The sequence below is a fragment of the Bacillus sp. TH19 genome (genome assembly GCF_016651075.1).
In the GTDB taxonomy this organism is placed as follows: domain Bacteria; phylum Bacillota; class Bacilli; order Bacillales; family Bacillaceae_G; genus Bacillus_A; species Bacillus_A mycoides.
In genome coordinates, this window is record NZ_JAEKEO010000001.1 from 382,345 (window position 1) to 394,478 (window position 12,134).

The following is a 12,134-nucleotide window of genomic DNA, read 5'->3' on the forward strand; positions in this document are numbered from 1 at the left end:
TTTAGTAGCAAATGAAAAGAGCACACTAATAAGTATGCTCCTTGAAAGGTAGATTTCTATGCTTGGAAGGTCTCCATACAATAACATATGCTTGTCTAGTTTAAGTGTGAAAGGCTTTTAACCAAAAAGCTATTTAAATAAAAGAACCCCCGTTTGTCTGCGGGGATTCTAAGGGTAATCGTCAAGTAATGACGTACTCGACTAATTAACCATATCATGAATTTTTTGGTAAAAATAGTGGTAAATGTGTCCAAATGAATGGGGCATTATTTTGAACAAAAACACTATTTGATTTCAAATGAAAAACAGCTAGCAAAAGCTAACTGCTCAGTCTTGAAGGAAGTCTCGATTAGTAAGGTTACACACAAGAGATTTCCGGCTGTTTAACAGCCTATCTGTAGTATTGAGGGAATATTAAGTTTTATTCAGGGGAGATTATATTTTACAAATTAGATTATGATAGTCGATATTCTCCATATTGACCAGAAAAGAACCAAAAATTCTATTGAAATTCCAAGTCTTCTTTTCCTAGTTTTTTGAAATTCTTTTATTAAATAGCCAACAGCACTAATTGCTATAAGAATGAAAAGAATAAGTTCTAGTGTAACTGGCATTTGATTTACTCCTAATCTATTGAAATAATTTAATATATAAAGATTATGATATATTTTTGTAGTTAGTGGCGAAAAATTAAACAAAACCATCTCTTTACGAAAAAGGTCCTGTTGTCTCCAACAGAACCTTTCCTAAAATGGCAAAGAGTAACTCTTACCTTACTCTTTGTTTATATACTACAGGAGTTTTAATGAAAATCCAAGGCTCCTTATATTGAGAAATAAGGAAGAATCATTCTAAAGAATCTTATATTTGTTATAAATATAAGAGCAGTTAGCAAAAACTAACTGCTCATCTCCAAGGGGAACAAGGCGAAAAATCTAATGTCATCTATATTATTTACGTAATATTTAGTTTTATTCAAGGGGAGAGAAGTAGGATATTAACATGGATATGCGCAAATTCATATCCTGTAAGTAATAAATTAATGACGGGGTAGATTGAGAATGGATGATCCGATTAAGGAGATAGCTAGCGCTTGGTTTGTTGCAGTAGGGACAATTATTGCTGCGATTGGGAGTACACCTTTAAAAAGATTGAACAGCGAATTAAGCAAAGACTTGAACATATGGGGGAATGTATTACAGGCAACGGGGAACGGTCTGGAAGCTGATGGACAAGGAGAAATATCCCTTGAATTGATTGGGAACGAAATCCAATCAATTGGTAATATAACGGTTCTAACAGGACTTATTATAGACTTTGAAGATGAAACACAAAAAAAATTAGTAATTGCAGGGAATTGGATACAAGCATTAGGTGGTGTTACATCAATAGGTGGGATATAGGAATTGAAAGCTAGTCGGGATAAAGTGGAGGGAATTTCGGAAGGTGATGAGGAGGATGGACAACTTATAGTGATTACGGGGAGTTGGGTCCAAGCAGTCGGTTCAGTAGTTTCATTAATTGGTCAAATAAGAGAAGAAAGCCAAGAGATAGAAGAAAATAATTCATAGAGAACTTAATAAAATAATCCTTTGTGCGACACGTTTCCTCATAAGTGTGCAAACACGAAGTAGGAGGGTTATTAATTTGATAACAACAACTGTTTGACTGAAAGTAGGAATGAAAGCCGTCAGGTTGAGCTGAAACTACTTATCTAATACTCCTACATGCAAGGCGTGATAGTAGTCACAAATTGTATGAAGCTAGGTGAAGTCGGCTGAACAAAACCTAAGTGAGAAATCATATGGTAATGGATAGGTCGGGATGCTACAAAATATCTATGGTGAGAATGTCTAAAATAACGGACTGGCGAACTTGCGAATGTACGGGTCTAAATTATTAATACAATAGAAATTTGTATGTCGTCAATGATGACGTTATCTACCGAAAAGTAAGAGTAAAGGATACGAAATTCGGAACATCTAACGATGAGGGTGTAAAGATAACAGGCTTAAAGCAAGCACCTAAGGATATATGTATAGCTAAGTCAATCGGAACGTGGTAAGCAAGAAACTGTCACCAACGCCTACTAGCGGACAGATGCATATAAGGTTCTAACGAACCGAAATTGCTTCATTCTTGTGAAGGTGGGGACAAAGTACCGACGAAGCATATAACGAATGTGGAGGGATAGTCCCTAGTCTTGTTCTTTGAAAACTAAATTAACTAGATGTAACTCACAGGATCGAGTAAGATGATGGGACTTTTCGTAAGAAAGAGGAAATAATACATCGGTGAGTACAACATTACGACATGCAGAATATTACGATATACAAAAAGTGTTCGATGATTTATACCAACGTAGTTAAAATAACGCTACTAAAGGTGTAAATCTATATAAATACATCATATTAAAAGAAAATATTCTATTGGCATATAGAAGTATAAAGGCTAACAGTGGTTCTAAAACTGAAGGAACAGATGGTATCACAATCGACCATTATAAAATGGAAGATGTAAATTCCTTCGTTGACGATATTAGAAAAACTCTCACAAATTACAAACCAAATACGGTACGTAGGGTAGAAATACCTAAACCTAATGGGAAGAAACGCCCATTAGGAATCCCTACAATGAGAGATAGATTGATTCAACAAATGTTCAAACAGGTTCTAGAACCAATATGCGATGCAAAATTCCACAAGCATTCATATGGATTCAGACCTAACAGGTCAACACACCATGCAATGGCTAGGTGTCAATATCTGATAAACAGAGGAAGATTTAGTCACGTAGTAGACATTGATATACAAGGTTTCTTTGACAACGTGAACCATTCCAAGTTATTAAAACAACTATACAACATAGGCATAACTGATAAAAGGGTGCTGACAATTATCTCTAAAATGTTAAAAGCACCAATCAAAGGAAAAGGTATTCCTACAAAAGGAACTCCGCAAGGAGGAATCCTAAGCCCATTACTTAGTAATGTTGTATTAAACGATTTGGATTGGTGGATATCTAGGCAATGGGAGAATATTAAAACAAGAAGACCATACACAACAGCAACCAAAAATCCATTGCTGATAAAAACAAAATTGAAGAAAATGCATATCGTTAGATACGCAGATGATTTTAAAATATTTACTAACAATCATCAATCTGCAATCAAAATATTCCATGCAGTAGAAGGTTATCTTAAAAATCAATTAAACCTTAATATATCTAATGAAAAATCGACTATAACTAACCTAAAAAGAAAATCTTCCGATTTTCTGGGGTTCTCTATCAAATCTGTTAAAAAGCGCGAAAGATATGTGGCAAACACACATGTAAGCGAGAAAAAGAAAAAGGATATCCTTGAAAAAGCAAAGACAAGGATTAAAGCAATTCAAAAAAGCCCATCAGGGAAAACAGTACAGGACTATAACTGTTATGTGCTTGGTATAAAAAATTATTACAAAATTGCAACACATGTAACTATAGACTTTGCTGAAATAGCCTTTCGTCTCTCGAAAACTTTGTTTAATCGTCTAAAATCAATAGGGAAATATAAGATTCCTACCAATGCGAATGCATTATACAAAAGAACTCATAGGAACAATTATAGAACCTTTGAAATAGCAGGCAATCATGTATATCCACTAGCGGACATACAAACACGATTCCCTCAAAGTTTTAGTCAAGACATATGCAATTATACTAAGCAAGGAAGACAAAAACTCATCAAAATCCTAAAAGGTAACATTGCCAATGAAATGCAAAAGATGTTGCTATCCTCCAATAAAGGACAAAGCATGGAGTATACAGATAACAGAATATCCAGGTATTCCATGCAAAATGGTAAATGCGCTGTCATCGGAATCTTCTTAATAGCTGAAGATGTGCACTGTCACCATAAAATACCGAAAGGTATGGGAGGAACTGACGAGTTTAATAACCTGATTATTGTACATGAATTTGTCCACAGATTGATTCACGCTACAAATGACGAGACGATTAGAACATATATGAGAATTCTTCAATTGAACGATAAACAATTGAAGAAAATAAACAAACTCCGTAAAGCTTGTAATCTAGTTACTTTAGTATAAAAGGATAAGATGGGGCGCTGTATGCGATGAAAGTCGCACGTACAGTGCTAAGCGGGGGAAAAGATGGAGATAACTTCAAAGTCTTACCTATCGCAACTATTAGAAAGTGAGATTAGCAGTTGATTAAAAAGAAAAAGACTAAACCTCTTAAAAATAAACAAAAAGTGAAAGTACAGAAAAAGAGGAAACCGAAGATTAAGAGCAAGCCGATCATGATTGATGGTATATAGTTTGATTCTAAAACTGAGTCGGAGTATTACATGTACTTAAAAGGCAAGGGTGAAGTCACTTGTATAGAGTGCCACCCTAGCTATACATTAATCCCTTCTTTTGAGATTAAGAGCAGTATAACAAAGTCAGGGAAGTCGAAAAAGGCAGCTATGAAGTTTACACCGGACTTTAAAATAACGTACTCAGATGGGCGTGTAGAAGTGGTTGATGTGAAAGGAAGTAAACGAGCTATCAATGAAGGATTTCCGTTACTTAAGAAGTTAGGTGAACGGACAAGATCATAAAGGGGTGAGTGTTATAAAAAGATACGAAGGTACACGAAAATATATGTTGTTTCGAAAAGAACCAGGGTTTGGAGATAATCAAAAAGTTTGGTTGTTTGATGTATTTGTGTATCAGGGTTTAATGGATCATTTAAATGATGGGTGGCAGTTTAGTAGTGGAATTACAACTAAGAAGAAAATAGCTTAATGGATAGCGGAACAATGACTAACAGTGTGGAGGGGGCTGTATTGTAGTCATCGTTCCCTTATTCAACAATGAGATAGTAAAATTTCACGTATCTTATGTGATGTTAAAAAGAGAAATTCAGAAATAGGGGGATTCCTTCATGGAAAGGCAAGTAACTTTATTACCAGCGATCGATGATAAGAAAGTACAAAAAGAAGTAGTGAGCGTATTAAAGGAATACAGAGCACTCAAGATGCGATTCAATAATGAAGTGGAACAAGAAGGAATCAGTTTGTTTCCAGAGATACGAAATTCAAGAAGAATAAGCGAATTAAAGGTAAAACAGATGGAGAAGACTTTGGAGCATATCTTAGATAAGGAAGAAAGAGACATTATTACAATGAAGTTCTTAACGAATGAAAGAGTAAAAGATTCAGATGTTTATCATGACCTACTACTCAAGAAGACTTACTTCTATGAGAAGAAGCAAAGTGCAGTGAAACTGATTGCTACAGCATTAGGGATTATCTAAAAAATGCGAACAAAAGGCGAACTTTTTTGGGGACTAAATAAAATGCCGGAAATTATAAGCTATTCCTATAAACAGTTCTTTGAAAAGAGAATACGTTTTGGGGATAGCGTTCCCATTATAATAACGTTACTCGGTGACGCGGAGGCTAGAGGGGATAAGAGCTTCCCGAAATTATTTATATTTTACTTCTTATTGAGTGTATAAGCGTTCCACCTTTCGTTTGTAGGCTCATAGGTAGTAAAACCACGCCTGTCATGTGGATTTCTTGATTTCTATGTTAAAACTAGATTGGCACCAATTGGATATGATGGTTTGATTGAATGAACTGCATGTCATAAAAGAAGGAAAGTATAAATTATATTAGTAATTGCTACCGACAATCACCGATATAAGTCAGGCTGTTCTTCTTAAACGATTAACCGAGCAGAGAGCTTCCGCTCTTTGTTTGAGCCAATACAGCTGAACATTCCCCTCAGTTTTATGTGTTGGTTCAAACAAGGCGTAGGAAGAAACATATGCGTCTGGATATAAATCTTTTATAATTCGACATTGGCGAAAATGACATTAAGTAGCCGACTCTACGGAGTATAAACGAGAAGACTGAGAGTATCTAGAATAGCAGAGGCTTGAAGAGATACTTATTGCCATTTGTTCTCTCTCTTCCCCTTCAGGAGCTGTCACTTCGGTGATGGCTTTTTGTTTTGTAGGATATTCTTCTTTTCTGTCGAATAGATAGATTGGGAGAGGTGGGGAATAAGTAAATGAAAAAATTTCTAATAAGCATAGAAGCAGTCGATGGTAAACAACACGAATTTGAAATTGAGTATAAAAAGACAGTAACAGTTGCTGCTATAGAAAATTCTATACAAGCAAGAGAAGCTAGATTCTTCAGATTTGGAGATCGTATGGTTAATTTGGACAATGTATTCTCTTTAGTGGTAAAAGAGAAGAAGGATTAAATACAAAAAAAGCATCCAAAACGGGTGCTTTTTTCTTTGTTATATAGAAATTACACATTAACCATTAAGCATATTAGGGAATATCAAGCATAGAATGATATTGACATGACACACCACGATATCAAGTTTATTGCTGCGTTTTAGTGTTACCTCTATGTTCACGAAAGGGCACCTGGATAAGGTGCCTTTTTGATGAACTATTTTGATAAAGAAATCATATAGTATAGTGTAGGACAAGTTAACCGCTTATATCCTATTCAATGCTCATCGAGAAGTCCATTCACATATTTTAGCATCTACTGAAGTGGGTGCTCTTTTTTATTGAGCAAAATGTACATTTAAATAGAAGGTTAATGGTGGGTGTAACATTAGAGGAATTAGAAAAGTGTTTTAATGAAGCTGTAAATGAAGAAGCAGAGTATGTAGCTGTTCAGATTGAAATGGATGGATTTCCTAGCGATGAAGTAATTATTAACGACAAACATAACATTGATTCTAAACTAGCTTATTATAAGAAAACGTACAATGAAGATTTAGAACATAGATACACTCCAGGAATTAGTATTGTAGGTTTTGCGTATGGTTATTAGTTCTCAGGAATCCTACGTGAATTAGGATTGTTGGTGAAGTAGTGATTAAACCAATAGCAATTATCGTAGGCGCTGCCGTCTTGGGATGATAAGGGGTGAGGGGAATGTGGGGTCCAACAAGTTTTAAGGATGTTTTAGAGATTATTTGGTACTACAAGTGGGAGTTTTTCAAAGCACTACTTCCTATAGGGATTCCAGTATTTTCACTTGGATTAGGGACGGGTTGGCTGGTTCTGGTGCAAAAAATCTATAAAACTTGGACATACTGATATTACTACTCTAGAAAAGGTGTGTGATCAGTATGAAAAAGGAAAATTTGTTCAAATGGAAGCATTATCAGCCTGATATAATTTTGTTAACGGTAAGATGGTACCTACGGTATAACCTCAGTTTTCGTGATTTGGTGGAAATGATGAAGGAACGGGGCTTATCTATTTCTCATACCACGATTATGCGTTGGGTTCATCAGTATGGCCCGGAATTGGACAAACGAATTCGTCGTCACCTTAAGCAAACCAATGACTCTTGGAGAGTTGATGAAACATATATAAAAGTTAAAGGGCAGTGGATGTAACTGTACCTTGCTGTTGATTCGAAAGGAAACACAATCGATTTTTGTCTAAGCAAAACAAGAGACCGAAAGGCTGCAAAGCGCTTTTTCAAGAAAGCTTTGCGGTCTTTTCATGTATCAAAGCCACGTGTGATAACAGTCGATAAGAGTCCGGCTTATCCAATAGAAATTGAACTGTTGAAAAAAGAAAAAAGCATACCTGATGGTATGCAACTTAGACAACAAAAGTACTTGAATAATATAGTAGAACAAGATCATCGCTTTATAAAGAAGCGTATCCGTTCTATGCTAGGGCTCAAATCTTTTGACACAGCTATATCCATTCTTTCTGGAGTAGAAGCCATGCATATGATTAAAAAAGAACAGATTAATTTACGGAACCAGTCTATCCAAAATCAGAAAGAATTCGTCCATCAATTGTTTGGACTTGTAGCATAAGATACGATTCCGTTAGGAATATATATGCTTTATTCTCTTTTACTTTATTTTTGCACCAGAACCTAAAAGAATCAATGGGAAAATCAGAACTATTTGAGAAAGAAAAAATAAAAAAAAGAAGTGACTGTTTTGACAGAATTGAGAGAGTCATAATGGTACATCAAAACTTCATGAAGAGAAGAAGTGCACCTATTATCATATAGAATTTGTTGTGAAAGATGAAAGAAACAAGCATGCAATAATGATGAAGTATGGCATTATATATATTTCTTATTATTCGATAGGATGATGTTATCTGCATTACTAATATTGATAGATGGTGACCCCTACTAGCAAGCTAAGGTTTTGAAGTACCCCCTAAATGAAAACTTTCTTTCTCTACAGGTAGATATTTTGAGAAAACAGCTCATTTTTTTGTTTTGGGGTGCTTACTTTTCTTAAGTTGATGGGCATGGGGATAGTCCTTCTTGGCACAATCTCGTTTGTCAGTCTTCTTGGTACTCTTCAGCTAAGTGAGATGGATATGATGAAATAGGAGGACCAATTTTAAAGTAGGATAAGCTAGTTTTTGAAATCGGTATACAGTTCTTTAATAGATACAGTTTTTGTAACATGTCTTTATCTATTGGGTGAAGCATGCGATCTGTCATAATGAAATAATTGTGATGATAGATAAATACTTTCCCTTCAGGTAGAATCGTGTAATTAGATAATTTCGGGTAAATAGGTGGTCCATCTGAAAATTCATCTAAACTACGTTGCGAAACTTTAATAATTTCTTGAGCTGAAAATTTAAACTTGCGAAATGCTGTAGTGTTAATAAATGGACGTTTTTGATTATTTTCTATATAAAATAATTCTCCTTTTTCATTTTTTACAACACGTAAATTTGGAATGGGTTCTGTAAGAGATATAGGTGGTCCTTCTGTGTATTTGTAAATAAATGGTTCAGGTATTGGGACAATTTGATTTTGATTATATTTGAAGTAAGAAAGCATTTCTTTTGATATGGGCCTACGTTTATAATTATCAACTAAAAATACGTCACCTTGTGAATTTCTAAGCAATATACCATTTAAATCTTTAGATGGGAGGTTGGCATATAGATTTTGGAAGGAAAAAGGTGTTTTGAAAGTAATATCGAGCACTTTGTTAATAGGATAGAAAGGTTGGAATGTATTTAGACGTTTCCAAAACATTGCATCTCCGTTAAACCAATATAGAGGATCGGTCTCCCAATAATTACTGTATTTTTGATAAACCTTTAATAAAATTCTTCTTGTATGCATAACTGAACAGTGATCCACAACATTTGCAGCTGTATATAAAATTTCCGAGGCTTTCCTTACATATTCATGAGTAGGTTGTAGATTATAATCAACACATTTTACGTGCTGAGAAGAATACACCACATCTATTTCAGGACTTTTTTGTAAGAAAGATAACATTTCAGCTAATCTATTTGGAACGTACATAGTATCATCGGTTAAATAGCAAATATAATCTCCGCATGTTAATGGAAGCGCCTCATTAATGAGCGTTGCATATCTTGTGGTTTTATATCTTTCATTACCTAGTATAAAACTATTCTTATAATAAATTCGAGGGTCATCTAAATACTTTTTTATGATATTTATAGTATCTGGATAAGAGTTATCATCCATAATAAAAAGTTCCCACTCTTTAAAAGTTTGCATCTGAACACTTTCAATAACTTGATTAATTAAAGAAGGTTTATTATAGCTAGTGAGGATAATTGAAATTAGGGGTTTCAAATTTGTCACCTCTTGTGAGAATTTTGAATAGCTTAATATTTTCAGGTGGATATTAATTGAATCTTTGGAGTTAGTTGTTTCTATCTATTGATATTTTCTTTTTTGTACTTAAATAGTTTATTACTTGTTCATAGATATGGTATAGACTATAGCGGATTATAAAAAAGACGCATGGGCAAATAAAATAGCTACTTTATCATTTTATTACATATATAAATCTTTTTTAAGATTATTGGAACGGTTCGTCCTTTCTCTTTATATAATAACGTAACTATTTTTTATTTAATGATAAGGAGGAGAGTAATATTTGCCTAAAATTACAGTTATTATGACGAGTTATAATAAGCCCACATTTGTAGAAAAATCGATATTAAGTGTATTAAACCAAACTTTCCAAGATTTTGAACTTTTTATTATGGATGATGATTCTAACGAATTGACTCAGAAAGTGATTCAACCATTCATAAACAAGAAAAATGTACACTTTTATAAAAGTAATGTAGCCCATATTTCTGAACGAACAAAAAAAGTCAGATATGCTGCTTTAATTAACGAGGCACTTAAACATGCAAAAGGGGAGTATATTACTTATATTACAGATGATAATCAATACGAAAAAGAGCGACTTAAAATGATGTCTAGTTATCTTGATGAGAATAAAGATGTTCAAATTGTATATTCTGCATCAAAAACGATCCATCTAGATGAATCAGATTTACCTATCAAAACTGTTGAAAGGCCTGCAAAAAAAGTCACTAATAATGCGCCATGCGCAATTGATCATTGTTCTATAATGCATAGAGCATCTGTTTTGCCGATTCTTGAAAAAAGGTGGAGTACTTACTGGGATGAAGACCCTCAGTTTTATCGTATAGGAGATGCACGCTTTTTTTGGAGATTAAATCATTATTGGGATTTTTATCCTTTAGATGAAATTTTAGATATCAATTATATTACTTCACATTCAATACATGCGCAGTTATTTGCGGAAGAAAAAAATGAATTTGTACAATTATTACCATCACAAAGAACATGTAAAGAATTAAGAGAAGACTTAAGAAAAAAAGAGGGTGAAATATTGAGTGACATCTATTTGAAAAATTACTGGTTATTAAATCTAGAATATATAAATGTTTTTTCTGAATTAAAGCATTATAATGTTCCTTTACCATTACTGAGTAATTTCTATCAATATTTGGACGAAGATGTAAAAAATAAAATGAAAGAAAAAGATTTTTATAAACAACTGTCAATTGAACCTATAGAGGAAACACAGTTGCAGTTAGAGTTTGAAAAAAGAATGTCTTCATTTCAATCAAAGATAAAAAGAATAAATCAAAATGGAGTGATTCTCCTGAATTCAGATTATCTCCGTTTTTCAGTAAGTAATTTTACTCACTTTAATCCAAATCATACAAAGATATTAACTAGATCAAAAAAGACAGAACTTTATGGTCTTCCTACAATTTGTGCACCAGATTATATAAATAAAGCCCCTAATACTGCACATGTTTTCATCGAAAAGGCTAAAAAAATATATTCAAAGTTTAATAAACATCCACTATTTTCAAACATGTTTTTTCAAAAAAAATTACTCAGCGACCTCCCTATTATGATTGAGAAACTTAATATGGCTTATTTCATTTTTAAGGAACAAGTTATTTCTGGTGTGATTGTTGGCACAACGGAGGATATAGCAAGCAGAGCTCTTACTTTTCTATCTAAAAGTGAAGGGATACCGAGTTATTGTCTTCAGCATGGTGCGATAATGGGTGAAGAAGCATACTTTCCAGTTTTCGCTACAAAACAGGTTGTATATGGAAGATATGAACGAGATTGGTACCTTCAAAAAGGGGTCAGTGAATCTCAAATTGAGATTATAGGGCATCCCAGATATGATGATATCTTCGATAGGGTATATATGGATAAAAAGAATCTTTTTAAACAATTAAAAATAGACCCCTCTACAAAAGTGGTTTTTATTGCAACCCAGCCATTTAAAACTTCATTTTATATCGAATTGACAGAAGAATTAGTTAAAAACAAAAATATCACAGTTATTATAAAGCCTCATCCTTGGGAAAAAGGGCGTAACCTAGTGGGAGAATATGTTCGGTTAAGTAACGTATATCCTAATGTTAAATATATAACAAATGAAGTGAACATGTATGATGTTATTTTACATGCGAATCTTGTGGTTATTTCTAATTCAACAGTTGGGTTAGAGGCAATGTTATTAGATATACCTGTAGTTGTTTATAAATCGTTATTAGAGGATAGAGATTATAAGTATTATGATAAATTAGATTGGCTTGTAAATCACTCTATTGAAGATATGGTGGGCACGATTGAAAAGGTCCTAAACGATTCTTTGCAGTCAAGTCTAGCAAAAGAATTAAGACAACAATTTATTAGTGAAAATTATCCACAAGAAGTAAGCACCAAAAAGTTGCAAGGCTTAATTCAAAGCGCACAAGGATAAACATTATTTTAA

Annotated in this window: 8 protein-coding genes and 5 pseudogenes; 12 read left to right on the forward strand and 1 reads right to left on the reverse strand. The window is 33.7% G+C overall.

The features are described 5' to 3' along the window. Positions 1 to 1,061 precede the first annotated feature (1,061 nt). The 10 genes and pseudogenes from JFU54_RS01845 (at position 1,062) to JFU54_RS01890 (ending at position 7,865) form a co-directional block, all read left to right on the forward strand. Positions 1,062 to 1,571, forward strand: a pseudogene (locus JFU54_RS01845) (DUF6944 family repetitive protein). 344 nt (positions 1,572 to 1,915) lie between these two features. Further along, on the forward strand, positions 1,916 to 2,065 hold the full coding sequence (locus tag JFU54_RS29385) for a hypothetical protein (protein ID WP_165773209.1): 150 nt from the start codon (positions 1,916 to 1,918) through the stop codon (positions 2,063 to 2,065). Between the two features lie 229 nt (positions 2,066 to 2,294). Then, positions 2,295 to 4,094: pseudogene (gene ltrA / locus JFU54_RS01855) on the forward strand (group II intron reverse transcriptase/maturase). 242 nt (positions 4,095 to 4,336) lie between these two features. Continuing rightward, positions 4,337 to 4,609: pseudogene (locus JFU54_RS01860) on the forward strand (DUF1064 domain-containing protein); the annotation flags it as partial. A 43-nt stretch (positions 4,610 to 4,652) separates the two neighbouring features. Continuing rightward, the gene (locus JFU54_RS01865) at positions 4,653 to 4,796 is read left to right on the forward strand and encodes a hypothetical protein (RefSeq protein WP_201038252.1); all 144 of its coding nucleotides are present in this window, start codon (positions 4,653 to 4,655) and stop codon (positions 4,794 to 4,796) included. A gap of 139 nt (positions 4,797 to 4,935) precedes the next feature. After that, positions 4,936 to 5,307, forward strand: a complete 372-nt coding sequence (locus tag JFU54_RS01870) for an ArpU family phage packaging/lysis transcriptional regulator (RefSeq protein ID WP_201063579.1) — start codon at positions 4,936 to 4,938, stop codon at positions 5,305 to 5,307. Positions 5,308 to 6,068: 761 nt separating this feature from the next. Continuing rightward, positions 6,069 to 6,266, forward strand: a complete 198-nt coding sequence (locus tag JFU54_RS01875) for a hypothetical protein (protein ID WP_201063580.1) — start codon at positions 6,069 to 6,071, stop codon at positions 6,264 to 6,266. 356 nt (positions 6,267 to 6,622) lie between these two features. Then, complete coding sequence (locus tag JFU54_RS01880) at positions 6,623 to 6,856, forward strand: hypothetical protein (protein WP_201063581.1); 234 nt, start codon at positions 6,623 to 6,625, stop codon at positions 6,854 to 6,856. Between the two features lie 104 nt (positions 6,857 to 6,960). Then, positions 6,961 to 7,125 (forward strand): hypothetical protein, encoded by a 165-nt coding sequence (locus JFU54_RS01885; RefSeq protein WP_003193050.1) that lies wholly within the window; start codon positions 6,961 to 6,963, stop codon positions 7,123 to 7,125. A 32-nt stretch (positions 7,126 to 7,157) separates the two neighbouring features. Beyond that, positions 7,158 to 7,865: pseudogene (locus JFU54_RS01890) on the forward strand (IS6 family transposase). Between the two features lie 485 nt (positions 7,866 to 8,350). Here the strand turns inward: JFU54_RS01890 and JFU54_RS01895 are convergent. After that, on the reverse strand, positions 8,351 to 9,640 hold the full coding sequence (locus JFU54_RS01895; protein WP_201063582.1) for a glycosyltransferase family 2 protein: 1,290 nt from the start codon (positions 9,638 to 9,640) through the stop codon (positions 8,351 to 8,353). A gap of 307 nt (positions 9,641 to 9,947) precedes the next feature. Here JFU54_RS01895 and JFU54_RS01900 point away from each other — a divergent pair. Together JFU54_RS01900 and JFU54_RS01905 are read left to right on the forward strand one after the other, a co-directional pair. Continuing rightward, positions 9,948 to 10,712, forward strand: a pseudogene (locus JFU54_RS01900) (glycosyltransferase family 2 protein); the annotation flags it as partial. Positions 10,713 to 10,718: 6 nt separating this feature from the next. Then, complete coding sequence (locus tag JFU54_RS01905; protein ID WP_201063651.1) at positions 10,719 to 12,122, forward strand: CDP-glycerol glycerophosphotransferase family protein; 1,404 nt, start codon at positions 10,719 to 10,721, stop codon at positions 12,120 to 12,122. Positions 12,123 to 12,134 lie beyond the last annotated feature (12 nt).

What these genes read in the sequence shown, in the direction of transcription:
- JFU54_RS01865 (WP_201038252.1), top strand. Translation starts at nt 4,653, where the DNA reads ATGTTGTTTCGAAAAGAACCAGGGTTTGGAGATAATCAAAAAGTTTGG.
- JFU54_RS01875 (WP_201063580.1), top strand. Translation starts at nt 6,069, where the DNA reads ATGAAAAAATTTCTAATAAGCATAGAAGCAGTCGATGGTAAACAACAC.
- JFU54_RS01870 (WP_201063579.1), top strand. Translation starts at nt 4,936, where the DNA reads ATGGAAAGGCAAGTAACTTTATTACCAGCGATCGATGATAAGAAAGTA.
- JFU54_RS01885 (WP_003193050.1), top strand. Translation starts at nt 6,961, where the DNA reads ATGTGGGGTCCAACAAGTTTTAAGGATGTTTTAGAGATTATTTGGTAC.